This is a genomic window from Arachnia propionica (assembly GCF_900637725.1).
Classification (GTDB): Bacteria; Actinomycetota; Actinomycetes; order Propionibacteriales; family Propionibacteriaceae; genus Arachnia; species Arachnia propionica.
The window spans coordinates 3286457-3310378 of the sequence record NZ_LR134406.1 but is presented as its reverse complement, the minus strand read 5'-3'; the positions used below and the strand labels follow the sequence as shown (position 1 = coordinate 3310378).

Annotated in this window: 21 protein-coding genes; 15 read left to right on the top strand and 6 right to left on the bottom strand. The window is 67.1% G+C overall.

From position 1 onward, the window contains the following. Positions 1-107: 107 nt before the first annotated feature. The 8 genes from EL272_RS14750 (at position 108) to EL272_RS14715 (ending at position 9243) form a co-directional block, all read left to right on the top strand. Positions 108-1184: a branched-chain amino acid aminotransferase gene (locus tag EL272_RS14750; protein ID WP_061788114.1), complete on the top strand. Its 1077-nt coding sequence runs from the start codon at positions 108-110 to the stop codon at positions 1182-1184. Between the two features lie 9 nt (positions 1185-1193). Then, entirely contained in the window at positions 1194-1673 is a 480-nt protein-coding gene (locus tag EL272_RS14745; RefSeq protein ID WP_061788115.1) for an NUDIX hydrolase, read from the top strand. Positions 1674-3046: 1373 nt separating this feature from the next. After that, positions 3047-3901, top strand: a complete 855-nt coding sequence (locus EL272_RS14740; RefSeq protein ID WP_073970093.1) for a C40 family peptidase — start codon at positions 3047-3049, stop codon at positions 3899-3901. Positions 3902-4095: 194 nt separating this feature from the next. Continuing rightward, positions 4096-4950, top strand: a complete 855-nt coding sequence (locus EL272_RS14735) for a C40 family peptidase (RefSeq protein ID WP_073970094.1) — start codon at positions 4096-4098, stop codon at positions 4948-4950. 196 nt (positions 4951-5146) lie between these two features. Beyond that, positions 5147-5665, top strand: a complete 519-nt coding sequence (locus EL272_RS14730; RefSeq protein ID WP_123824005.1) for a hypothetical protein — start codon at positions 5147-5149, stop codon at positions 5663-5665. A 421-nt stretch (positions 5666-6086) separates the two neighbouring features. Continuing rightward, complete coding sequence (locus EL272_RS14725) at positions 6087-7115, top strand: IS30 family transposase (protein WP_244926071.1); 1029 nt, start codon at positions 6087-6089, stop codon at positions 7113-7115. Positions 7116-7255: 140 nt separating this feature from the next. Continuing rightward, entirely contained in the window at positions 7256-8530 is a 1275-nt protein-coding gene (locus tag EL272_RS14720; RefSeq protein ID WP_061787482.1) for a Mur ligase family protein, read from the top strand. Then, a complete protein-coding gene (locus EL272_RS14715) occupies positions 8527-9243 on the top strand; it encodes a type 1 glutamine amidotransferase (protein WP_061787483.1) in 717 nt (238 codons plus the stop codon). Before EL272_RS14720 ends, EL272_RS14715 begins: the two co-directional genes overlap by 4 nt. A 79-nt stretch (positions 9244-9322) precedes the next feature. Here EL272_RS14715 and EL272_RS14710 read toward each other — a convergent pair whose 3' ends face one another. Continuing rightward, entirely contained in the window at positions 9323-10084 is a 762-nt protein-coding gene (locus EL272_RS14710) for a hypothetical protein (RefSeq protein WP_061787484.1), read from the bottom strand. Between the two features lie 648 nt (positions 10085-10732). On the opposite strand from EL272_RS14710, the gene EL272_RS14705 reads away from it, so the two are divergent. The 6 genes from EL272_RS14705 (at position 10733) to EL272_RS14680 (ending at position 17413) form a co-directional block, all read left to right on the top strand. After that, entirely contained in the window at positions 10733-11227 is a 495-nt protein-coding gene (locus tag EL272_RS14705) for a hypothetical protein (protein ID WP_014847996.1), read from the top strand. Between the two features lie 125 nt (positions 11228-11352). Then, the gene (locus EL272_RS14700) at positions 11353-11826 is read left to right on the top strand and encodes a hypothetical protein (RefSeq protein WP_014847995.1); all 474 of its coding nucleotides are present in this window, start codon (positions 11353-11355) and stop codon (positions 11824-11826) included. 434 nt (positions 11827-12260) lie between these two features. Continuing rightward, a complete protein-coding gene (locus EL272_RS14695) occupies positions 12261-12749 on the top strand; it encodes a hypothetical protein (protein WP_041698003.1) in 489 nt (162 codons plus the stop codon). A gap of 70 nt (positions 12750-12819) precedes the next feature. After that, on the top strand, positions 12820-13341 hold the full coding sequence (locus EL272_RS14690) for a peptidoglycan-binding domain-containing protein (RefSeq protein ID WP_061787485.1): 522 nt from the start codon (positions 12820-12822) through the stop codon (positions 13339-13341). Positions 13342-13447: 106 nt separating this feature from the next. Next, positions 13448-13918, top strand: a complete 471-nt coding sequence (locus EL272_RS14685; protein WP_061787486.1) for a peptidoglycan-binding domain-containing protein — start codon at positions 13448-13450, stop codon at positions 13916-13918. Between the two features lie 171 nt (positions 13919-14089). Next, complete coding sequence (locus tag EL272_RS14680) at positions 14090-17413, top strand: hypothetical protein (protein ID WP_126409511.1); 3324 nt, start codon at positions 14090-14092, stop codon at positions 17411-17413. 249 nt (positions 17414-17662) lie between these two features. On the opposite strand, the gene EL272_RS14675 is transcribed toward EL272_RS14680, so the two are convergent. The 3 genes from EL272_RS14675 to EL272_RS14665 form a co-directional block, all read right to left on the bottom strand. Further along, the gene (locus tag EL272_RS14675; protein ID WP_061787488.1) at positions 17663-18922 is read right to left on the bottom strand and encodes an MFS transporter; all 1260 of its coding nucleotides are present in this window, start codon (positions 18920-18922) and stop codon (positions 17663-17665) included. Next, a complete protein-coding gene (locus tag EL272_RS14670; protein WP_244926093.1) occupies positions 18919-19347 on the bottom strand; it encodes a YchJ family protein in 429 nt (142 codons plus the stop codon). The genes EL272_RS14675 and EL272_RS14670 overlap by 4 nt, the downstream gene beginning before the upstream one ends. A gap of 112 nt (positions 19348-19459) precedes the next feature. Next, positions 19460-20047: an LURP-one-related/scramblase family protein gene (locus tag EL272_RS14665; RefSeq protein ID WP_061787490.1), complete on the bottom strand. Its 588-nt coding sequence runs from the start codon at positions 20045-20047 to the stop codon at positions 19460-19462. 82 nt (positions 20048-20129) lie between these two features. Here EL272_RS14665 and EL272_RS14660 point away from each other — a divergent pair, with 82 nt between their 5' ends. Then, entirely contained in the window at positions 20130-20582 is a 453-nt protein-coding gene (locus EL272_RS14660; protein ID WP_014847988.1) for a DUF6301 family protein, read from the top strand. Between the two features lie 35 nt (positions 20583-20617). Here EL272_RS14660 and EL272_RS14655 read toward each other — a convergent pair whose 3' ends face one another. Together EL272_RS14655 and EL272_RS14650 are read right to left on the bottom strand one after the other, a co-directional pair. Beyond that, positions 20618-21517 (bottom strand): metallophosphoesterase, encoded by a 900-nt coding sequence (locus EL272_RS14655; protein ID WP_014847987.1) that lies wholly within the window; start codon positions 21515-21517, stop codon positions 20618-20620. After that, positions 21514-23895, bottom strand: coding sequence for a transglycosylase domain-containing protein (locus EL272_RS14650; RefSeq protein WP_110644234.1), 2382 nt, complete (start codon positions 23893-23895; stop codon positions 21514-21516). Before EL272_RS14650 ends, EL272_RS14655 begins: the two co-directional genes overlap by 4 nt. Between the last annotated feature and the right edge of the window lie 27 nt (positions 23896-23922).

The window sequence follows — 23922 nt, the reverse complement described above, 5'->3', positions numbered from 1 at the left end:
CGGCAGGTGGACCGGGTGATGGATTTCCGGTCGGAGGGCGTTCCCGGGGCGTCTCGAGAACGGGTGCGGTGCCCGTTTCGTCCCCGGCGGTGGACTAGTCTTCGGCCATGTCGCTGTTTGAACTCCGCCGCACCGATCACCCTACGCCCGAGGTTGAGCGTGCCGCCATCGTGGCGGATCCGGTGTTCGGTAAGTTCTACGCCGACCACATGGCCGTCGCCGACTACACCGAGGGTCTCGGCTGGCGTGACGCCCGCATCATCCCGACGGGCCAGTGGCAGCTGCATCCCGCCGCCGCGGTGTTCCACTACGGTCAGGAGATCTTCGAGGGGCTGAAGGCCTACCGCCACGCCGACTCCTCGGTGTGGCTGTTCCGTCCCGAGAGGAACGCGCGGCGTTTCATCTCCTCTGCTGAACGCCTCGAAATGGCGCCCTTCCCCGAGGAGCTGTTCCTCGCATCCCTCGACGAACTGGTCGCGCTGGAGCAGGAGTGGGTGCCGCAACCCGACGGTGAGCGCAGCCTGTATCTGCGTCCCTTCGAGATCGCCGACGAACCCTACCTCGGGGTGCGTGAGGCCAAGAACTACCGCTACGGCCTGATCGCCTCGCCCGTCGGCGCCTACTACCCGGCCCCCGTGAAGCTGTGGATCACCCCCAACTACACGCGGGCCGCTCCTGGCGGCACCGGCACCGCGAAGTGCGGCGGGAACTACGCCGCCAGCCTCGCCGCCGCCAACGAGGCCGCCGCCCACGGCTGCGGGCAGGTGCTCTACCTCGACGGCGCCGAACACCGCTGGCTGGAGGAGTGCGGAACCATGAACTTCATGATGGTCACGAACGACGACCAGCTCGTCACCCCCGCCCTCGGGTCGATCCTGGACGGCGTCACCCGCGACTCGCTGCTCACCCTCGCGCCCGAACACGGCCTCACCCCCGTCGAGCGGCCCATCTCCATCGACGAGTTGCGTGACGGCGTCGCCTCGGGTCGGGTGGCCGAGACCTTCGCCTGCGGCACGGCGGCCGTCATCACCCCGATCGTCGGTTTCAACTCCCCCGAGCACGGCGCGCAGGCCGTCGGCAACGGGGAGCCCGGTCCGCGCACCCGCGAATTGCGCGCCCACCTCCTGGACATCCAGTTCGGCCGCGCCGAGGACCGGCACGGCTGGCTGCGCCGCGTGGTCTGAGGCCCGGCGGTGTTCCGGGCCGTCATCGGCACCCTCGGGTACGTCGTCCGCGCCGGCCGGGTGCTGCTGGTGCACCGCCAGCGCGCCGGCGACGACCACCAGGGCAAGTGGAACGGCCTCGGTGGCAAGCTGGAACCCGGAGAGGATGCCGCCGCCTGTCTGAAGCGGGAACTCCGCGAGGAGGCCGGGATCGATGTGACCTCCCTGCGGCTGCGCGGAACCGTCGCATGGCCGGGTTTCGGTTCGGACGGCAGCGACTGGTTCGGGCTGGTTTTCCTCGTCGACGCCTTCGACGGCGAACCCCCGGAGCGCAACGACGACGGCCCGCTGCGCTGGGTTCCCCTCGCCGGGCTCGGCGACCTGCCCATGTGGGAGGGGGATCGCCACTTCCTTCCCCTGGTTTTCGACGGCGGACCCCAGTTCCACGCCGTCATTCCCTACCGCGACGGCCAGGTGATCCCCGAGGGGGTGGCGGTCACGCGCATCTGAGGCCGGGAAGGGAACTCCGGCGCCCGGAACGTGTTCCGACGCGTCTCAGGGAGCTCTCAGATAGACCTTGGGCAACACGCAGGAGGAATTCGCTTGTCATACTTTTGGTCGGCAGAGTGCTTGTCTTGTTTCCGGGGTCGTGATGCTCCAGGCACGTCTCTTCTCTTCCTCCGCCGCGCGCAGGTGTGCCGCGAGAAGCGGTGAACTGCCTAGTCAAAGCCTGTTCGGTGGTTTCGTTTGGGAGGGTTTCGTTCTCTTCCGGGTCCCGTGGCGGCGATTTTCCGGACCCGGCTGGAGGCCGCTCCAGAAGCCTGATAGAAGTCTGAGAATCTTTTAGGATTCTTTCCTCCGAGTGCTAATCTCGGCGCGTCGGCATGGATAGCGATTCCGTCCCACCGCGAAAGGAGTTGAGAGCGCATGAGGCGGCCACGGTTCCACGGTCATGAATCAGAAGGTCGCGCGGTCCTGTGTTCCGGCTCGAGGTCGGGGTCAACCGGCGTGGAGCCAGTTGCCTCGGGCTGCGCGGTGACGGTTCGAGATCATCCCGGACGAGGACCTCGCGGAGAAAACCGCCGCGCGCAAGGGGTGCGCGGCGCGTCGGATTCCGGGAGGTTCAAGGAGACCCACCTGGGGACGACAGCGGGTGATGTCTCCAAACCGACGGGGTTGGGGTCCGGAAACAGCCCCAACCCCGCCCGGGTCGCCTGAACGGCTGCCGCGGCGCGTGAGCTCCAAGGGGAACGGACCTCACGACCTGACCGCGACCGCAGGTGTTCCGCCGACTCCGTCGCCCCAGGGGGGTTCCGGAAAGACCTGGTGTCACCGGGATCGAGCGGTGGTGGCACCGGAACCAGAGGTTCTGCGAAACGGAGGACGGAACCAGCGAAGAAGGCCTGATCGGGCGACCCGGGGGTCCATCCGGAACCCCGAGACTTCTCAGTAATCTCTCAGACAAAGGGATGTCGTACGTTTGGATGACTCTCTGGAGTTGCAACCGGCGATCCGTCCCGCTCGTCCCTCCGGTCCGTTCGCGAACGGAAATCCCGAGCAAACCCCCTTGTGACGGGCGAAATCGGCGACCTGCGTTGGGTTCGTCCGGGCGAAATGGGGAGGAGACTGCAAGGCGTCACCGCCCCCGGGGGCGAGCTGAGAATCCTCAGGAAAAGTTTGAACTCGAGGGTTGCGCTGTGTTACGAAGGTGGTGTCCGGGCAAGGACGTGCCGGGCGGGTGATCCGCAGCTTGGCATGACGTTCAAAACAGAACAACGTGCCCGGTACCGCAGGGTTTCAGAGTGCGGGCAATAAGGGCCCGGCCCGCCGATGACTAAGGAACCTCATCTGCCGCGAACCAAAACAATCAAGGAGTCAAGGCGATGCAGACCACACAATCACAACTGTCTCGAAGAAAACTTCTCTCCACCACGGTGTTTGGCCTCCCCGCCATGGGAGCCCTGGGTGCTCTCGGCCTCTCCGGAGCCACGCCCGCATCGGCCGCCCAGACGACCGGGGCCGATTTCCTGAGGACCGCGGAGACCAAGACCGGCTGCTCCTACCTCTGGGGTGGCACCGGCCCCGATGCCTTCGACTGCTCCGGTCTGATCCAGTGGGCACTCAAGCAGCTGGGGGTTGACTTCCCCCGCACCTCGGAACTGCAGATCGGGGCCAGCAGCGTCATCGACCTGGGGCTGGCCAGGAAAACCCCGGGGGCCATCATGTGGCGTTTCGGTCACGTGGGTATCTCCTGTGGCGACGGCGTCCACACCTTCGAGGCGCGCAACTACGACTACCCGCTCCAACGTTTCGACACTGAGCCGGGAACCAGCGCGTGGGTTTCTGGCGGTCTCGTCCCGGGTCTGATCTACCCCGACCTGTCCGAGACCATCAGCCTGACCGTCGACGGCTACTGGGGATCCAGCACCACCCGTCGCCTCCAGGAAGTGCTCGGTACCACCGCCGACGGTCTGGTCTCGGGTCAGAGCGAATCCTGGAAGAGCGGGAATCCGGGCCTGACCAGCGGATGGGAATGGATGCCCGATGATTCTGCCCATGGATCGGAGGTGATCCGTGCGGTTCAGCAGAAACTCGGTACCGAGGCGGATGGTCTCATCGGCACGAACACCATCAAGGCGCTCCAGGCGCACTTCGGAACTGTCCAGGACGGCTCCATCACGGAATCCTCGAGCTGTGTCACGGCTCTCCAGAAAGCACTCAACAACAACACGTTCTGACTGTGGGGCCGCCCGGGTCGTCGACGGAGGCTGACCCGGATGATCACCGCCGCTGTCCATGGGGGAAAGAGGTAGCGTCGCCTCTGACCTCACAACAATGTCGTGAGGACCGGCGCAAAGGAAAAGGTTCGATCCATTGGAGGAAGGACCTGATCCGCCAAGGATTGACCACGAGTTCAAGGAGTTAGGAATCAATGAATATTGTACGGCCACAGATGTCCCGCAGGAACCTGCTGACGACCGCTGCGCTGGGCGTCCCCGCCATGGGGCTGCTGGGCGCGGCCAACCTTATCGGCGCCACGCCAGCCTCGGCTGCTGCTTCCGGACGTGACTTCCTCCAGACGGCCGAGGCCAAGGCCGGATGCCCCTACATCTGGGGTGACGCCGGCCCCAGCTCTTTCGATTGTTCCGGGCTGGTCCAGTGGTCGCTCGCCCAGCTGGGTATTTCATTTCCGCGCGTCTCCGGTGCCCAGTACGACGCCTGCAACCCGATCAGCCTCGAGCAGGCCTGGGCGACCCCGGGCGCGATCCTGTGGTTCGACGGGCACATCGGTATCTCCTGTGGCGACAACAACACATCCTTCGAGGCCCGAGACGAGACCGTGCCGGTTGGCTACTTCAACACCGATCCCGGGTGGACCAACGGCGGTCTCGTTCCCGGGCTCGACTACAGCGGTGGCGGAAGCCAGCAGCCCCCCAGCGGCTCGGTGACCGTTGACGGCTACTGGGGTACCGCCACCACCCGGCGCCTCCAGGAGGTGCTCGGCACTCCCACCGATGGGGTCGTCTCGAGTCAGGCCGTGTCCTGGCAGGCGAAGAATCCGGGACTCACCAGCGGCTGGGACTGGGTTTCCGACAGCCTGGCGACCGGGTCGACGGTCATCAAGGCTCTCCAGCAGCGGCTGGGTGTCGACGCCGACGGTCTGATCGGCACGAACACCATCATGGCTCTCCAGGGACACTGCGGCACGCCCCAGGACGGGTACTTCTCGGATGGCTCGACCTGCATCATGGAACTGCAGAAGAAACTCAACAACGGCGCCCTCTGATTGACGCCCCGGCGTCCCTTGCGGCGAAAGAACACGAGACCTCCGCCACGAACCCACAGGTTCGTGGCGGAGGTCTCCCGGAGTTCTGAGCTGATCTCAGGGGCCGTTCCGGGGAAACTCAGGGGGGTGCAGCTCTGGTGTCTTCGTGCTCGTGCGGAGACACTGGAGTTCGAGGCGTTGTGAAATGGAGGACGAAATGAGTGAAGAGCAAAGCAGCCAGGAGACTCACGAGGTCGAGAACAACCAACCCGGGCAGGCCGGGGTTCCCGAGGGGGAGATCATTCCCGGGGAGACCGGGCGGGACAGAACGGACAACGAAAAGCTCGACGACGCCGCGCTCAGGTTCATGGCGGACGCCGCCTACGCCGTCGCCGGATTCGCCGGGCTCGTGGGGGAGAGGGCGAGGGCCTTCTACGACGAGCAGCGCGCCGAGTACGCCAAGACCCACCCGGATGTCGAATCCCCGGGCGCCAGGGAGTTCCTGGAGCAGCTCGGCAGCCACCTGAACCGGTTCGTCGACGAGATCAACAAGGGTTTCCGCGAACTCAGCGACAAGGGCCGCGAGGTCATGAAAAGCAGGCCCGTGAACCCGGAAACCGAGAAAACCGAGCCCACGGATCCCGAACCCGCGGCACCCGAACCGGCGGAACCCGGACCCGCGGAACCCAACGGTGAGGAATACGGCGAGGAGTACAGGCAACCCGGAAACAAGTAACGACTCCCCCGAAGTTGGTTGAGTTGCCCTTCGCTCTGCGAGCCGGGCGTGTCGAAACCATGGCGGGGGTGTCCGGGGGTGTGCTGGCTACGTCACAACCCTTTCCCCTTCCCCTGTGCACGAATCGCGGAAGAGGAGCGGTTCAGCGTCGGCGGGTTCAGAGGGTGTGCGCAACAACAGTTTCTGGAGGTGTGTTGTGCGGTTGGATGAGCAGCGTCGTGGGTTGATGTTGGTGTTGTTGGGGCAGGGCCGGTCGTGTCATTCGATCGCGCGGGAGTTGGGTGGTAGTCCTTCCACTGTGAGGAAGGTGGCTGTCGAGGCGGGGATGGTGTTGTCGAGGGGCCGGGTGGGAGGGGTTGGTGGGTTGAACGAGCATCGTTACAGTCCGCGGCGGCGTCGGCGGCGGTTACGGGAGAACCCGGTGTTGGAAGTGGGAGAGCCAGCGCAGTGGCGTGACGGGCAGGGCCGGTTGACCCTGGCGGGGCGGATCCTGATCGAGGTTCGGGTCGGTGACCGGGTTCCGCCCTCCCAGATAGCTGCAGAACTCGGTGTCCACCGTTCCACGGTCTCCAGGGAGATGAAGCGTTGTCCTGGCCGGTACCGGGCCCAGCCGGCGCAGCGGCTGGCAGACTGGTCACGTCGGCGTCCCAAGGACAGGAAGCTGGTACTCGGGACACCGTTGTGGGACGAGGTGGTGACACGGTTGAACAACAAACATTCCCCGCAGCAGATCGCTCACCGGCTGCGTCAGGACTTCCCGGAGGACCCCACGATGTGGGTCAGTCACGAGACGATTTACCAGGCCCTCTACGTCCAGGCCGCCGGCGGGCTGCGTCATGAACTCACCGTCGAGAAAGCCCTGCGTTCCGGACGTACCACCCGAGGTCCCCGGTCACGGCTGTCCGGGCGGGGTAGCCGTAGCTGGATCGGTGAGGCCACCATCACCAACCGTCCGGCCGAGGTCGAGGACCGGGCAGTTCCCGGGCACTGGGAAGGAGACCTCATCATCGGCAAGGGCGGCACCTCGGCCCTGGTGACCCTCAACGAACGCACCACCCGCTACACCATGATCCAACGGGTCACCAGCCGTGACTCCACCACCGTGACCGACGCGTTGATCCAGATGGCCCGCCGACTCCCGGCCACCTTGATGACGACCCTCACCTGGGACCAGGGCATCGAGATGGCCCAACACGCCCGCTTCACCTTCGCTTCGGGCTGCCAGGCCTACTTCTGCGATCCCCACTCTCCCTGGCAACGCCCCACCAACGAGAACAGCAACGGCCTGATCCGGGACTTCTTCCCCAAAGGCACCGACTTCACCCACATCACCGACACCCAGGTCCAACACGCTGAAGACCTCCTCAACACCCGACCCCGCCGAGTACTTGACTGGGCCACACCAGCCGAGAAAATGGAACAACTACTCAACGTTGCACACACCACTTGAAACCGCCGTCGTGTGGTGACGTTGAACCGTCGAGCCTCCGCGAGTCGTGCACGGGAGGGACATGTAATGCCGCTGTCCATCGGTCCGGTTCAACTGGCTTTGGGGCCGATGCTCTTTCCGCAGGGGCTAGGATTCCCCTCATGCCTCGTCACACCATCAGCACCATGATCGGGAAGCTCGTCAAACAGGTGGCACGGCTTAGGGGCAGTGGTTCGGCGCTGCCCGGGCTGGTGGTCGAGAGGATGGATCGCGGATACCTCAGGCGCACCCTGGAACCCCTCCCCGGTGGCGTCGTGCTGGTCTCGGGTACCAACGGCAAGACCACCACCACGAAGGTGGTCACCGAGTTGCTGCAGGCCGTCGGGTACAAGGTGTTCACCAACCGCACCGGATCGAACTTCTCCCGCGGGGTGATCTCCGAACTGCTGCCGCTGGTCAACTGGCGCGGCAGACTCGACGCCGACATCGCCGTCCTGGAACTCGACGAGGCCTGGGCCGTGCACTTCGTCCGCCAGGTCAAGCCGCGCATGAGCCTGTTCCTGAACGTGATGCGCGACCAGCTCGACCGGTTCGGTGAGATCGACACCGCCGCCGAGATGCTCGCGAAGAACGCCGAGGCCGCCACCGAGGCGGTGATCCTCAACCGCGACGACCCGCGCGTCTACCGCATCCGGGAACGCGCCAAGGCGGAGGCCGTCTACTTCGGCACCACCGACGAACTGCTGGCGCTGATGCCCACCGACGACACCCTCAAGGGCGGCCAGGCCCACGCCAACCACGAGGCCCGCGCCGACGTGCTGCTGAAGGCCATCGACGGGCGACGCGCAACCTACGAGATCGACGGGACCGACCACGTCGTCGAGATGAGCCTGAACGGCGTCTACAACCTCATCAACGCCGCCGCCGCCCTGACCCTGGTACGGCGGATCGTCGGCGACGCGGTGCCCACGCAGAAACTCCTCGAGGCCCTCGGCAACGTACGGCCCGCGTTCGGCCGCGGCGAGACCATCACCTACAAGGGCGTCCCGATGGAACTGGTGCTGGTGAAAAACCCCAGCGGCTTCCGGTTGTCGCTGCTGTCCTTCGCCGATGGCAAGGCGGACAACATGATCGCCATCAACGACAACTACGCCGACGGCCGCGACATCAGCTGGTTGTGGGACGTCGACTTCACCCCCCTCGACTCCGTCGCGCTGGTCACCGGCACCCGCGCCGACGGGATGGCGCTGCGCCTGGCCTACGACGATGTGCCCGTCGGGGAGATCGAGGCCGACCTGCAGCACGCCCTCGACCGTTTCGCCGCCCTCAACCCGGGCAAACCGAAACGCATCTACACCACCTACACCGCCATGACGGCCCTGCGGAAACTGATGTCCGGACTGGCCCTCGGCCAGGACCAGGAGGCGGTGGCATGATCCGCATCGTCCAGCTCTACCCGCGCGACATGAACCTCTACGGCGACTGGGGCAACGCGCGCGTGCTCCAAAAACGCCTCGAATGGCGCGGAATCGACGCCGAGATCGTCGACCACAACCCCGGCGACGACACCGACCTCGGATCCGGAGACATCTTCCTCGGCGGCGGCGGCCAGGACGCCGGGCAGGACAAGATCCAGGAAGACCTCCAACACCACATCGACGAACTGGGCCGCCTCGTCGAGGACGGCGCGCCGATGCTGCTGATCTGCGGCATGTACCAGCTGCTGGGCCGCACCTTCGTCACCGGCGAGGGAAAGACCATCAAGGGAGCGGGCATCCTGCCGCTCGACACCCGCGCCGGCACCGACCGGCTGATCGGCAACATCACCCTGGAAACCCCGGAGTTCGGGGAGGTCGTCGGGTATGAGAACCACTCCGGCCGCACCTACGTCGACGACGGCCACGAACCCCTCGGGAAGGTGCTGCGGGGCGCGGGCAACAACGGCGAGGACCAGCAGGAGGGGCTGCGGTACCGCAACGTGATCGGCACCTACCTGCACGGCCCGATCCTGCCCGCCAACCCGAAGGTCGCGGACTTCCTGATCACCAAGGCCCTCGAACGCCGCGGCATGCCGACGGACCTGGCGTCGCTGCCCGTCGACGAGGTCGCCGCGAAGGCCCACCGCACTGCCAAGAACCGCCCGCGCTGAAACCCCCGGGACGGGGTGAAGCCGATTGGCCGGGCCCTTGCCCCCTGCCACGCGGGATTTCCCGGTCCGGGTGGCGCCGCTAATCGGGGAGCGCCGGGACCTTGAGGATCCGGGGTTCGCGGGATTCTTCGGTCATCGAAGGAATCGCCGCCGACAGGGCGATCACCCCGAACACCATGGCGGTCAGGAAGCTGTCCTTTCCGATGTTCGTGTACACGGCCATGGCCGTGCAGGCGATGACCAGAGCGATGGGGCCGAGGAAGGTGCCGTTGGAGACCATCCCGAAGCTGAGCAGCGTCATCGCGACGACCGCGAGGCAGGGGATGAATCCCGCTTCCAGGGCCGCTGTCGGGGTGACCCGGAACGACAGGAAAAGGCAGGCCAGCAACCCCGCGAATATCCCGGCCGCCACCGATTTCAGGTGTCCCATCGGCCTGGGAGCGTCGTCGGAAGGTGACGAGTGGCGCAACAGCAGCGCCGCTCCCGCGGCGATGAAGGTGGCCCCGCCCATCCAGGGGAGCATCGACTTGAGCGGGGCGGCCATGGACAGCGGCAGAACGAGCAGGAGAGTGCCGGTGCCGGCCGAGAAGAGGGCCGCGGCATTCCCGTGGGAGAGGAACCCGATCACCACCGGGACGACGAGACCGAGGAGAATGCTGGCGGGAGGCGTCTGGGCCGGGCCGCCGGACGGCGACCCTCCGGGGGCCGCGCTGAACAGGATCAGAGCGAAACCGAGGAGGGCCCCGAGCAGCAGGTTCGTCAGGCAACGGCAGAGGACACCGACCGTGATGGGCTCCTCCAAGGTCACGTACAGCGGGGTCTCCCACTTCGATTCGTCCATGCCCGTCTCCAAACGATCGTGCCCACGGGGCAGGCGCTGATCGATGCGCTCCCCGGCAACAATTTATTGCCCGACCGGGTCAGGGGCGCGGATCCGTGGCGGGTCCCGGTCCGAAACTTTTTTCAACCCCGCGGGGTGGGCCTCAAACATCCACCGGGCAGGGGAAACCCGGGAAAAATCGGCACAGGGGGTTGAAGGTGACCCCCTCGCCTCTTAGTGTGGAGACACCGGAGCTTGTGGAAGCAAATCGTTTGCCGGGACGTGTGCGGACGTGCCGAACAAATTGGCTCGTATTTCCGCGACAAAACTGAATGTCCAGATGATCACGTGCCCACCAGCGGGCACCGGTCGGGTCGGTGACACCCCGGAAGCCCGGCATTGCCGACTCGGCGAACGCGCAAGACGTTCGAAACGGATCGACAGGAGCAGATCGGTGTTTTCCCACAAACCCAGATTCCTCGCAGGGTGATCGCACCCTCGGTTTCAGTTTTGCTCTGAGCCGGGCCGTTCAACCGTTGAAACCGCGGCCGGGACGCGATTTTCGCATCTGATTGGGGAAGTGTTTCTCGGAAAGTCTTCTTCCATCGCGTCACATCCGTCCCGCCTTTGGTGAAGTGCGCCCAAAATCCAAGAGACAAGGATCAAACAATGACCATGGAAAAACCCGGAATGTCGCGTCGGCATTTGCTGAGAACCGCAGCCGTTGGTGTGCCCGCCATGGGCGCGCTGAGCGCAGTGAACCTGTTCGGCGCCCCAGCGGCGAAGGCAATCGACCTGGAGGTCGACGGCTACTGGGGCTCCGCTACGACCTCCGCTCTCCAGGAGGTGCTCGGCACCCCCGTGGACGGAATCGTCTCAAGCCAGAACGAATCGTGGCGAAAGTACAACCCCGCCCTGACGAGCGGCTGGGAATGGGTTCCCGGAGAAATGGCCACGGGGTCAACCGTGATCGCCGCACTGCAGAGCAGGATCGGCGCGAACTCTGACGGGCTGCTCGGGCAGTCCACCATCCGGCTTCTGCAGCGGTGGGTCGGCGCGCCCGTGAGCGGGTTCTTCGACAATCCTCGCAGGGACAGGAGAGGCAACGAGCCTTCCAACGGCGTCTATGAACTGCAGCTGCGACTTCAGAAGGGGACGATCTAGGCCCTGTTGATGAAATCAACTACTACCTCGGGTGACGAGAGACGATACCGGGTGATGAGCCCTTGGTGTTCCCCGGTGTTGTGCACACGAAATTCCTGAACCGCGATGACTAAAGAGGAGAAATGATGACCATCGAACGACCGGGATTCTCCCGCAGGAAACTGCTGAGCACCGCCGCCGTTGGTGTGCCCGCCATGGGTGCGCTGAGCGCCGTGAACCTGTTCGGCGCCCCCGCCGCCAAGGCCAACCCCTATGTGCCGATCGACGGCCTGTGGGGTTCCGGCACGACGGCGGGCCTCCAGGAGGTGCTCGGCACCCCCGTGGATGGAGTCGTCTCGGGTCAGAACGAGGAGTGGGCCGGACCCAACACCGCCCTGACGAGCGGCTGGGAATGGGTCCCGGCCTCTGATGCGACCGGTTCGACCGTGATCAGCGCCATGCAGAGCAGGATCGGCGTGGCTGCGGACGGCCTGATCGGCCCGGAGACCATCAGGGCACTGGCGCACTACCTCAAATGGTCCGACGACAGCGGCGTGCTGGTCGAGCCGTCCCAGGTCGTCGGGTCGCTGCAGGGGCGCGTCCAGGACGGCTGGTTCTGAGAAGAATCTGAGGAAAACCTGAGAAAGATCAGCGTGGGGGGTTGCGGGTGAACCCTTCGGGGCTTACAGTGGAACACAAGGAGTTGCGAAAGCAAACATGGCTTGCCGGGCCGCGATTCAGTGAGTCGCGCGGTGCCTCCCCGACGACTTGACGTCCGGGATGGATGGCCCGGACCGACTCCCGGTTGCACATCCAAAACTGAAATGCCCGGGCGATCACGTAGAAGCCGGCCGGATCTGCCACGGCCGGTGTTCACGGAGCGTGAGCAAACCGTTCTCGTTGCGAACGAGGGCCTGCGCATCAGAAGACCCGACGCCCGGGATTGCTGGATGTTCCCGTTGCGTTGGTGCCCCACCGCCGGTTCGAATCCGTTCTGCTCGCCGGCGGTGGGGTGCACCCAGAACCCACAAAAGATCAAGAGACAAGGACCGAAATGACTATCGAAAACCCCGGAATTTCCCGCAGGCGCCTGCTGACCGTCGCCGCCGTTGGCGTGCCCGCCATGGGCGCGCTGAGCGCCGTGAATCTGTTCGGCGCCCCCGCCGCCAAGGCCGCCAGGCTGCGCATCGACGGCGTGTGGGGAACGGGAACCTCGCTGGCCCTGGAGGAGTTCCTCGGACGGGTCGTGTTCCCCGGCGCCAGGCTCAACGAGGGCGGGTGGATCCGTAGCCAGGCCGCCTCGTGGGCCGCGGTGAATCCCGGCCTGGGAGCGGGCTGGGAATGGGTGCCCGACAAGCAGGCGAACGGCTCGGCGACCATCGCCTTGATGCAGCGCTGGCTGGGGGCCGGCCGCGACGGGCTGATCGGTCCCTCCACCATCCGGGCCCTGCAAGCCCACTACGGCAAGGTCACCGACGGCGTCCTGGACGACGGTTCCCCGACCATCGCCGCGCTCCAGGACGAACTCAACCGCTACCTCTGACCGTGACCGGCTCACTTCGTCGCCGTGGACGACCGAGTGATCCGAAACCGTGCGAAAGGATTCAGAAACAATGACCGTTGAAAAATCCGGATTCTCGCGCAGGCGTCTGTTGACCACCGCCGCCGTGGGCGTGCCCGCGGTGGGGCTGCTGGGGGCGGTGAACCTGTTTGGTGCTTCTGCCGCGAAGGCGCAGACGGTGGCCGTTGACGGCTGGTGGGGAGAGGCGACGACGAGCGGGCTCTGGAAGTTTCTCCGCTACGTCGTGTTCCCACACAACTCCCTCAAGCCCAATACCCACATCGTCTACCAGCCGGCCTCCCAGGCGGCGGCGAACCCCGGTCTGGGATCCGGATGGGACTGGGTCTCCGATGACGAGGCGGAGTACAACGGCGGGTCGCCCATCATTCGCATGATGCAGTGGTGGCTGGGAATGGGGGTCTCCTACGGCAACGACTACGACGACGGCATGATCGGCCCCTACACCATCAGTGCTTTGCAGAACCACTACGGTCTGACCGCGGACGGGGTTCTGGACGGTCCCTCCCCGACCATCTCCGCGCTCCAGACCGAGATCAACAAGTACGTCGGATGAGGCGGTTCGCGCAGGCCCGGGGGAGGTTGGCCGGTCCGGTCTCCTCGATGATCTCCGCCCCGGGCCTGCGCGTTCCAAACCCGAATTGAAAGCAGGGCGAAAAGAAATGACCATTGAAAAACCCGGATTCTCGCGCAGGCGTCTGCTGACCACCGCCGCCGTGGGCGTGCCCGCAGTGGGGCTGCTGGGGGCGGTGAACCTGTTTAATGCCCCCGCCGCGAAGGCCGCCCCGCTGGCGACCGACGGCTACTGGGGGTTCGAAACCACCAGGGTGCTCCAGCAGCTCTACCGTCTCAACGTCGACGGCTGGGTGCTGAGCCAGCCCGCTTCGTGGGCGGCGTCCAACCCCGGGCTGGCCGGCGGATGGGAATGGGTCTCCGATGACGGTGCCCGGGGCTCGAGCGTGATCAGCAATCTGCAGAGAATGCTCCGCGTCACCGCCGACGGCCTCATCGGCCCCACCACCATCAAGGCCATGCAGGGCCGCTACGGGGTCACCCAGGACGGCGTCCTGGACGAGGGATCCCTGACCATCATGAGGCTTCAGGCGGAACTCAACGCCGTCAACGGATACTGACCTCTCCGCCTGGAGGAAATGCCGCGGGATACGGATAGGAGAAAGCGGAACCCCGGGCCGAGCGGGTTGCCTCCTCCCTGGTGGATGATCCGGGGGTGTGCCGGGGTGACGATGGTGCGCGGCGCAGCACCCGCGAGGCGCCCGAAAGGCAACGTTCGGTAACCTTGGCCAGTGTCCTTGCCCTCGCTGCCGGCCCTGAATCGCGGTCTACCCGTCACGTCGCACTCCAGCCGGGTGCACCACGTCGTGATGCTCGTCCGCACGCACGCCGACGACCCGCGACTGCCGGTGCTGCTGAACGCCTTGGCCGGGAAGTCCAGCTACCACGCCCTGCTGGCGGTGGAGGCCGCCAGGGCGCTGGGCGACGAGGACCGGCTGCGGGAGCTCGCGAAGCACCCGTCGCGGCGCGTCCGGTTCCGGGCCGCGGCCTGCCTTCCCCTCAGGGTGAAGGACCCGCAGGTCTTCGCCGCCGACTACGCCGCCCGGCCGATCGGGGAGCGGCGACGCCTTCGCCGCCGGATCATCGACGAAGGCCATCACGAACTTGCGGCGGCGCTGCTGGCGGCGCCCCTCCCCGACCGGGAACGCGCCGGGTTGCTGATCGCCTGCGACTCCGAGGCCGTCGCGGATCACATGCCCGAACTGGGCGACCTGGTGCCGAACCTGGCCGCCCTGGCCAACCGGCATCCCGATGCGCTGCTGGCCGAGTTGCGCCGTCGTCTCGAAGGAGCCCCAGCGGATCGTCGCTCCGCGATCTGGTGGTGGGTCGCGCCCGCCGCCCGTCACCTGGCCCGCCACCGTCCCCGCGAGCTGGCGCTCCTGCTGGCCGGCTCGGAGGCCTCGCAGGGGCTGCCGCCGCTGTTTCGTGGCGTCGCCGGGACGCTGCTGGCCGCCGCCCCCGAGGAAATGGCCCGGCTCCTGGCGGCCACCCCCGACGACTGGGCCCAGGACGGGGACGCGCTGCGCAACCAGGTGCGCCGGCACTTCCGGGAGTTGAACCGGGAACAACGGGCCCTAATCCTGCGCGCCGAACGCGACGACGACCGCCGGGTGGCCGCCCTCCTGCGGGGCCTGCCGCCCGGGGAACGGGCCCTGGCCTTCAGCGACGCCTACGAGGGTGTCGAACTGCGCGACCGGGAATGGAGCGAGGAACTGCTCGACGCCCTGCCCCGGGAGCTGCGGGAGACCGAGGCCGCCCGGATGGCGGCGCTGCCCGCCAACCAGGGCCGGGGCGATCAACTGAGGCTGGCCGCCTGCCTGGCCCTCGGCGACGCCATCACCGTCGCCGAACCCTGCCTGAACTCCAGCGACGCCGACGAACGCGGGGCCGCCTGGCGTGCGATCCTCGCATCCGCGTTGCGCAGCCGCGACCCGCGGGAGGTGGTGGTCGCGTTCGCCCGCATCGAGGCCCTGGCAGGTGAACAGGACCCGGTGCGGAACGCGGCGACCTCGGCTCTCGCGGTGGCCAGCGGCCGGACCCTCGACCTGATCCCCATCGAACGCCTGAAGAAACTGGCGGGCATACTGACCGACGCCCGCGACACCTCCTCCGCCACCTTCATGAACCTCCAAGGCGCGCTCTGGCGGCTGCTGGTCCACCGGGCCCAGCAGGGTGAGCCGGTCCAGGAACAGGTGGAGCTGCTGACCCGGCTGCCCGGTTCCTGCGCCGCCCCGGCGGTCCTGGCCGCCGGCCGGGTCCTGGGCGTGGGCGGGAAACTGCTCCTGCCCATCCCGGCCGCCGCCGCGAAAACCTTGGCTGCGGGGTTCTCGCAGACCCTCAGGTCCGAGGCCGACCGGGGCGAGTACGACCAGGTGAACTGCCTGGCCGTGCTGCTGGGCCGCGACCGCCACGACCTGCCGGAGATCACCGGCATCCTGCGCCGGGCCATCAGATCCCACGACCCACGCACCATCGACCGCGCGATCCTGGTGTGGCTGGCGCCCGTGCGGACCCGCGGCGAACGGCTGGCGGGGCTGCTGAAACTCGATCCCTCGTTCGCGACCCTCGGACACGTTCAAGCGGACATCTGCCGTCACCGGCCCGATCTGGCAACCATTTTGTACCGAAAGATCCCGATCTCCGGGCGCCTGCACGACGAAACCCCCTACATCGGGGTCGCCCCCGGGCCCTTCGACGGGTGGTTGCCCGAGCAGAGCCGCCCCTACTCCCAGGCCCTGGCCAGGTTCGTCGACGACGAAACCCAGGACCGGTGGCAGCGGCTGGCCGCAGTGGAGGTGCTGGGCCGGCTTCCCTGGCTCGCCCCCGACGCGCTCGAACCGGACAGCACGGAAACCGTGATCCGGGAGGCGCAACTGACGGCGGCGTTCCGCTCACCCGCGGTGGAGTGGTCGCTGACGGATTTTCTGACCGTGCTGGACACCGACCTCGCCTCGGCCGCGATGCTGGCCGCCACCCGCGTCGTCGACGAACTGCCGCCCGCCGAGACCACCAAGGCGCTGATGGTCGTCGCCACCGACCAGTGGCGGAAGGTGAACGTCCGCAAACAGGCCGTGCGGCAGGTGGCGCGCCTGCACCGCCCCGAGGCCGCCGAGATGCTGGTGGACCTGGCGATGGACATCACCGTCCACCGTGACGTGCGACTGGCGGCGACCGCCGGGCTGATCGAACTCCTCGACGACGAATGGGCGTGGGAGGCGCTGTCCGAGGCCGCGGCTGGTGGTCGCGAGGCCGCCCGGGTCCTGGCGGGCATCGATCCGGGCCGGATGTCGGCCAGGCACCGGGCCCGGTTCGGGGAGATCCTGGCGAAGACCTCACCGGAACCGGAGCTGGTGGAGGCGCTGCCCAAGTGGGTTTTCTGGACCCCGAAGATCACCGGGCGAATCGTCGAACTGCTCTCCTCGGAGGAAATTCCCGTCCGGCAGGCCGCGGTCCGGGCGCTGAGCGGTGCGGGTTCCGGGCTGCGCTGGGGCATGCTGCTGGTGGCGGTGGCCGGGATCGCCGCGGCAGCGGCGGACGAGCCGGACGACTCCATGGAGGAACTTCCCAACCAGCGCCTGCTGGAGGACGTGGTCGCCGCCCTCCTGCCGGACAGCCCCCGGGTCCGGATGGAGCGGCGCGCCCGGTTGAAGGAACTGGCCGCGGCCCTGGCGGCGTTCCCGCACACGGCCTGGCAGCACTGGCAGGTGCTGCTGGCCGCCACCGACTGGAACGACCCGCTGACCGACCTGACCGAACTCGCCGAGGTCGTCGCCGATCCGCTGCGGGCCCGCGAGATCCTCGAACTCACCCGGCAGACGCTCAAGGAGCTGCACGAGGCGCGGCTGTGCGGTGATTTCGCCGTCGCCACGGAGGAACTGCTGGCCCGCGGCGACGCCGTCACCGGAGCGATTGCCCTGGCGCTGCTGGGACACGCGGGCGACGAGGTGGGCTGGGACGACGCCTGGCGCGCCCGGCTGCGAACCGCCCGCTCCCACCCGGTGCCGGCCGTGGCCGCCTGGGCCCGGGAAATCCACGTCGGCTCCTGGACCACCTGAATCCGGTCGAGCCGGGCAGCGAGGAACGAGCGGCCCCACACCCAAAGCTGGTTGAGCCGGGCAGCGAGGAACGAGCGGCCCGTGTCGAAACCACTTCTGGCACCCGGTAGGCAGATCCGGCCACAGGTTCCCGGACGCCCACGGCTTGGTTTCGACACGACCTGCTCGCTGACGCTCGCGGGTCGGCTCAACCAGCTTTGGGGTGGGATGGTTTCGATGCGACCTGCTCGCTGGCGCTCGCGGGTCGGCTCAACCGGCTTGGGGCGGGTCCCCCTCAGCTGTCGTCCGGGCCGTCGGGGTGGGCGGCCAGACCGACAGCGCCCACACCTGCGCTATTCCCGACAGCAGCAGCACCCCGGCGCACGCGAGGGCCAGCAGAGTGGGGGAGACGTGCGGAAGAAGCAACCCGCAGGCCCAGATGAGGACGAACCCGCCCGCCAGTTCGCTCGAACTGGAAACCGCCATGGCGCGACCCAGGAAGCGTTTCGGCAGCGCCTTCACGCACCCGACGAACCAGAGGTTCATTGCCATCCCCAACGCGACGGCCGCCAGGAAGAACCCGGCGACCACCACCGCACCGGGCAGGCCGAGACCCGGCGGGAGAAAAGCGACGGCGGCCGCCGCGGAACAGACGGAGGAGACCAGCAGCGGCTTCGAATCGGGAACCCAGCGGGTCACGACACCACCCACCAGCAGGCCCGCGACATAGGCGGTGGAGAACATCGCCCAGCCTGCGGCGCCGCCGTAGCTGCGGGCGGCCAGCACGGGCCCGAGCAGCTGATAACCGGAGAGCCACGCGCCGGCCGCGAGGAAACCACAGACGGCGCAGGCCACCAGCCACGGCGAGCCCCGCAGGAGTGCGCGAAACCCTCCGGCAGAAACCCCGGCATCCGGTTCGCCCCCGCCGCCGGTGGAACCGACACCTTTCCCGACCGCCTGCAGGAGCGCCGCGGATAGCAGGAAGGTCGCCGCGTCGACCAGAACGGCCACCTCGGCGGATACCACGCTGATCAGGACACCGGCGACGGCCGGCGAAGCGATCCCCGCCAGATTTACCAGCGTCGCCTGGGTCGCGACGGCCCTGGTCAGCTCCTCGCCCTCGACGACCTCGGCAATCATCCGCCGCGACGACGGAAGGGTCAGGGAGGACAACGCCTCCCCCAGGAACAACAAACCGCCGATCACGACGATGCTCGACCTGGCGTGCAGCAGACCCACCCAGAGCAGGACCTGCACCACACCCGCCAGGCACCGCAGCACCTGGGTGGTGCGGATCGGGCTGCGTCCCCGGTCCGCCAGCACACCCCCCGCGAGGGTCATCACCACCGGGGCCAGCGCCCCCACCGCCAGAACTGCCGAGAACTTCGCCACCCCGTCGCGGTCACCCAGCAGCGCGAAGGCCACCGCTATGGGGGCGATGCCGCTGCCGAACGCATTGAGCGCCTGCGCCACCGAGACGGTCAGCACCCGCCTCGCGTGGGAGCCGGTGGGGCCAGCCCGTTTCGTCACGTCTTCTCGTGCTCCTCAGGGGTGTGGTGGCCTGCGGCGTGGGGGATGCCGTTGACGTAGAACCAGCGGCCGTCCACCCGGAGGAAGGAACTGACCTCCCGCATGGTGCCGGTCTGGTCGCCCTCCTCCCACGTGGCCGAGAACGCGACCATTCCCTCCTCGTCCCAGGCCTTGCCCGCCCCGCTGTGTTCGATGGTCAGGCCGGTCCAGCGAAGTCCGGGCTCGGGATCGATCGACTCGGGACGGGTGTTGGGATGCCAGGTCTCCAACAGGTAATCCCTGAGCCCCAGCGCGTAGGCGCTGTACCGCGAGCGCATCAGGGCGACCGCGGTGGCCGCGGGCCGACGGCCCTCGTGAAGGGGACCACAGCACGTCTCGTAGGGGCGACCGGTGTCGCAGGGACAGATGTCGGGGGGAGCGCTCACGAACCCAGTATGTCGCCTACCGGTCAATAACGCTCAATCAATGTCGTCAATTGAGAAATGGTGAGGCCGGGGAAGAACGGTTGGTTGAGCCGGCTTCGGAGGAGAGGGGCGTTCACGCGCCGTTGTTGGCCGCGGAGCGGGCGTCCTTGGCTCGCATCAGGTCCAGGGAAATCATGCTGCCCAGAATTGCCAGCCGCCGGTCCGGGGATGTGCCGGGCGGGTAGTACAGGGCGTACCGGTCGTGGCCGAGAAACGCCTTGGCGAAGCCCGCCCGCTCCCTGCTGACCTGCGCGACGGCCCCTCCGCCGTTCGCGTTGACCACATTGAACTCGCGGTCGAAGAAATTTCCCTCCACCATGAACTCCTCCCCGGTGCTGAGGGCGATGGAGAACCTGCGGGAGAAGAACGCCACCTTCCTGGCGACGGTCGCCAGCATGGAACCGTCACCCCGCACGATCTCGTAGGTGTCCCGCCAGAAGTCACGAACGTCGCTGAGGTGCGCCAACCGGCTGCCGTCGGCATCCAGCACGTCGAACTCGCGGGGTCCCAGGAAGAACCGGCGGGCGCCGCCCTCCGTGCCAGCCACCATGCCGACGACCCGTCCCTGGTCGTCGAGGATGTCGAACTCGGGGGAGAAACCGCTACGGAACTGCTGCAGGATGAGTAGATCCTGATTCAGAAGACCAGCTTGCCTGCTCATGACTCAAGAGTAGAAGGCCGGGAGGTCAGGATAGGCTGGTGCAGGGGGCAGGAGCGATGGCCGTTTGATCCGAGGAGGGATCATGAACCCGCTGAGTGCCGAAGACTTCATCGCGTGGGCCGATCGGCTCGCCAGGCTGCCCTGGCCGCTCACCCTCGACGCCTTCCGGGGGACGGCCATCGGTTTCGGATGGTCCCCGACCGACAGGCCCTGGGAGTTCGTGGTGGACTTCACCAGCGGGCCGCGGCGGATGGTGCTGTTCGGGGGCAGGTCGGGGGGAATCCACAACATGTCCTTCCCGCTCATCAAACCCCCGGGCGAATCCGCGGAGGATGCCGCGCAGCTGAACGAGCTGTTCGTCTCCTACGAGACCACCGGGACGCAGGCGTGGGGCAAACCGTTCTACACCGACCCGAGCGAGGACCCCACCGTCGCCTGGCGGCTGCCCAACCACACCGTCGCCGAAATAGTCGGCGGCCCCGACATGATCCTCTCGACCTTCTTCACACCCCAAGGGTCGTTCATCTACGGGTGAGCCGGCCCGAAGCTGGGTTCAACCAGCTTGAGGGGTCAGCGTGCCACCAGGGTCAGGACCGTGACCTCAGGGGGGCAGGCGAAACGGTACGGGGCGAACGGCGAGGTGCCGATCCCGGCCGAGACGTGCAACCAGGCGTGGTGCCCCTCAAGCCGGTGCTCCGACAGGCCCTTGACGCGGTCCGTCGGGAGGTCGCAGTTGGTGGTCAGCGCACCGTGGCCGGGAACGCACACCTGACCGCCGTGGGTGTGACCCGCGAGGATCAACTCCACCCCGTCGGCGGTCATGGCGTCCAGGATGCGGCGGTACGGGGCGTGGGTGACACCCAGGCTGAGATCCACGCCGTCGGAGGGGGGACCGACCACGGCGGGGTAGTGGTCCAGGTCGTGGTGGGCGTCGTCGGTGCCGCGCAGCTCAATGCGGTACCCGCCAGCCTCGACGATGGCGCGGCGGTCGTTCAGGTCACGCCAGGCGCCGCTGCGGGTCAGGGCCGCCCGCAGCTGTTCGGTGGCCAGCCGCTCCGGGGTCCCGGAGAGCTCGGAGCGCCCTTGGATGACGTAGCACAGCGGGTTCTTGAACTCCGGTTTGTGGTAGTCGTTGGAACCGAAGACGAACCCGCCCGGCACCTCCTGCAGCCGTCCCAGCGCCGACATCAACGGCCAAGTCGCGGTGTCACTGGCGATGTTGTCGCCGGTGTTGATCACCAGGTCGGGTTCCAACTCCGCCAGCGACCGCAGGAAATTCAGTTTCAGCTGCTGGCCGGGCAGCAGGTGGATGTCGCTGAGATGCAGTATCCGCAGCTCAGAGCCACCCGGGGGCAGTACCGGAACCGTCACGTGACGCACCCGGAAACGGGTGGCCTCCACCAGACCCCAGGCGAAGCAGCCCGCCGCAACCGTGGCGAGCCCCTTCGCCACCCTGAACGGCGTTGTCACCGTTCACCGGTCGGGACCGTGGTGGGCATCGGTTGCCCGGGTGATGGGACCGGGGGCGCGCCCACCGTCGGAGCGGTGGTCGGCTGGGGTCCCTTGGAGAACTGCATCCGGATGGTCGAGAACTTCGCGGCGCTGCCCGAGGGGCTGATCTTGCCCAGATAGGTTCCGGCCGGCTGGGGGCTGAAGACCTCCATCTTGGCCGTGGTGAACCCGGCATCCTCAAGGGTCTGCTTCGCCTGCTCGTAGCTCATGCCCGCGACACTCGGGATCGGGACCTTCTCGCCCTCAAGCACCCGCTGGTTCGGGGCCTCGAAGCTGGTGTGGGGGACGTTCTTGAGCGCCGCCGACATCGCGGCCCGCCAGATGCCGCCCGCATCCTTGCCACCCGAACCCTCCAGGACGGTGCCCGTGGACAGCCGCATCCCGTCGATCGACTTCCTGTGGTTCTGGTAGTACGGGTTGATGTTGTCGACGGCGATGTAGGAGACACCCGCCATGTCGGGGGTGTATCCGGCGAACCACACGGACATGGCGTCATCGGTGGTTCCGGTCTTGCCCGCCTGGGGTCTGCCGTCCGACATGCGCGCCCTGGTGCCCGTGCCCTGGGTCATGACCGTCGACAGCACGTGGTTGACGCCGTCGGCCACCTCGGGTTCGATCACCTTCTTGCAATCGGCCGACGGGATCTCGATCTCGGTGCCGTCCTTGGCCTGCACGCTCTGCAGAATGATCGGGTTGCAGTGCACCCCCCGGTTCGCGAACGTGGCGTAGGCCTCGGCCATGGACAGCGGCGTCACGTACGCGGTGCCGAGCACCCACGACGGGTAGTTCGCCATGCTGCGCATGTCGGTGCCGTCGGCGAGTTTCACGCCGAGTTTCTGGGCCATGTCGATGGATGCGCAGATCCCGACCTTGGCCTCCAGCTGGATGAAGTAGGTGTTCACCGAGTTCTGGGCGGCCTTCAGCATGTCGATGACGCCGTAGGCCTTGTCGTAGTTCTTGGGTTCCCAGCTGCCCTGGAAGGTGAACGTGCCCTCGCAGTTCTTGAACTTCTGCCCCTTGAACTGCATGGTTTGCGGGGCGTCGAAAGTGGTGCTGGTCGGCACGCCCTGCTCCAGGGCGGCGCCTATCACGAAGGGTTTGAAGGTCGACCCGGGCTGGAAGCCCTCGATGCCGCCGTACTGGGTGGACACGTTGACGTTCTGCCAAGTCTCGCCCTCACCGCTGCCCAGCTTGGTGCGGCTCTGGGCCATGGCGGTGATCAGGCCGGTGCTCGGCTGGATCAGCACGGACCCGCCCCAGACCGGGTCCTTGGCGCCGACGGTCTGGGAGACGGCTGCCTCCGCTGCCTGCTGGGCCTCCGGGTCGATGAGGGTCTTGATGGTCAGGCCGCCGCGCTTGAGCCGGTTCGTCCGCTCCTCGGCGGTTGATCCCAGCGAGGGCATCTGATCGGAGGTCAGGGTGCGCACCACGTAGTCGCAGAGGATCGGGAACTGGGAGGCGGTACAGCCGTTCGGGGTGGTCTGCAGGTTGGATTTGTCGAAGCCCTCCTGCATGGCGGCATCCGCCTCCTCCTTGGTGATGGCCCCCACCTCGGAGGAGGCCATCCGCTTCAACACCTGGTTGCGGCGCTCGATGGCCTTCTCGGGGTTCTTCACCGGGTTGAAGGCGACGGGGTTCTGGACGATGCCCGCCAGCATCGCGGCCTGGGCGAGGGTCAGATCCTTGGCGGTGGTGTTCCAGTAGTGGTGCGCGGCCGCCTCGACCCCGTAGGCGCCGTCGCCGTAGTAGGCGATGTTCAGGTAGCGCTCCAGGATCTCGTTCTTGCTGAAACGTTCCTCGACCGCCATGGCGTAGCGCATCTCCCGGATCTTGCGGTCGATGCTGACGGCCTGCGCGGCCTGCACGCCCTCCTCGTCGCCGCGGTCCTTGGCCGCCTCGATCTGCACCTGCTTCACGTACTGCTGGGTGAGGGTGGAGGCGCCCTGGGTGGAGCCGCTGAGGGTGCGGATGACGGCGCGCCCCAGGCCCTGGATGTCGATGGCGCCGTGCTCGTAGAAGCGGTGATCCTCGATGGCGATCTGCGCCTTCTGCATCAGCGGGGAGATCTGCTCGAGTGCGACGTAGGTGCGGTTCTCCTCGAAGAAGGTGGCCAGCTCCGATCCGTCAGCCATCAGGATCTTGGACTTCTCCGACTGTGGCGGGGTCTCGAACTCCGCCGGCAGGTACTGCATGTTGTCGGAGGCGGCTTTGGTGAAACCGCTCGCGAGAGCGACGAACGGCACCGCCAAACCCGATAGCAGAAGCCCGCACAGTACGCTGACGGCCAAGAACATCGCTACGGATTTGCCCTTGCTTCTGGGCGCGCGCGTCTTCATGGCCCAAAGTGTACGTGAGGTTCACGA

Bases quoted from the DNA above. Each gene is read 5' to 3' on its own strand.
- EL272_RS14750 (WP_061788114.1), top strand. From the start codon at position 108: ATGTCGCTGTTTGAACTCCGCCGCACCGATCACCCTACGCCCGAGGTT.
- EL272_RS14740 (WP_073970093.1), top strand. From the start codon at position 3,047: ATGCAGACCACACAATCACAACTGTCTCGAAGAAAACTTCTCTCCACC.
- EL272_RS14735 (WP_073970094.1), top strand. From the start codon at position 4,096: ATGAATATTGTACGGCCACAGATGTCCCGCAGGAACCTGCTGACGACC.
- EL272_RS14730 (WP_123824005.1), top strand. From the start codon at position 5,147: ATGAGTGAAGAGCAAAGCAGCCAGGAGACTCACGAGGTCGAGAACAAC.
- EL272_RS14720 (WP_061787482.1), top strand. From the start codon at position 7,256: ATGCCTCGTCACACCATCAGCACCATGATCGGGAAGCTCGTCAAACAG.
- EL272_RS14715 (WP_061787483.1), top strand. From the start codon at position 8,527: ATGATCCGCATCGTCCAGCTCTACCCGCGCGACATGAACCTCTACGGC.
- EL272_RS14710 (WP_061787484.1), bottom strand. From the start codon at position 10,084: ATGGACGAATCGAAGTGGGAGACCCCGCTGTACGTGACCTTGGAGGAG.
- EL272_RS14705 (WP_014847996.1), top strand. From the start codon at position 10,733: ATGACCATGGAAAAACCCGGAATGTCGCGTCGGCATTTGCTGAGAACC.
- EL272_RS14700 (WP_014847995.1), top strand. From the start codon at position 11,353: ATGACCATCGAACGACCGGGATTCTCCCGCAGGAAACTGCTGAGCACC.
- EL272_RS14695 (WP_041698003.1), top strand. From the start codon at position 12,261: ATGACTATCGAAAACCCCGGAATTTCCCGCAGGCGCCTGCTGACCGTC.
- EL272_RS14690 (WP_061787485.1), top strand. From the start codon at position 12,820: ATGACCGTTGAAAAATCCGGATTCTCGCGCAGGCGTCTGTTGACCACC.
- EL272_RS14685 (WP_061787486.1), top strand. From the start codon at position 13,448: ATGACCATTGAAAAACCCGGATTCTCGCGCAGGCGTCTGCTGACCACC.
- EL272_RS14665 (WP_061787490.1), bottom strand. From the start codon at position 20,047: ATGAGCAGGCAAGCTGGTCTTCTGAATCAGGATCTACTCATCCTGCAG.
- EL272_RS14660 (WP_014847988.1), top strand. From the start codon at position 20,130: ATGAACCCGCTGAGTGCCGAAGACTTCATCGCGTGGGCCGATCGGCTC.
- EL272_RS14650 (WP_110644234.1), bottom strand. From the start codon at position 23,895: ATGAAGACGCGCGCGCCCAGAAGCAAGGGCAAATCCGTAGCGATGTTC.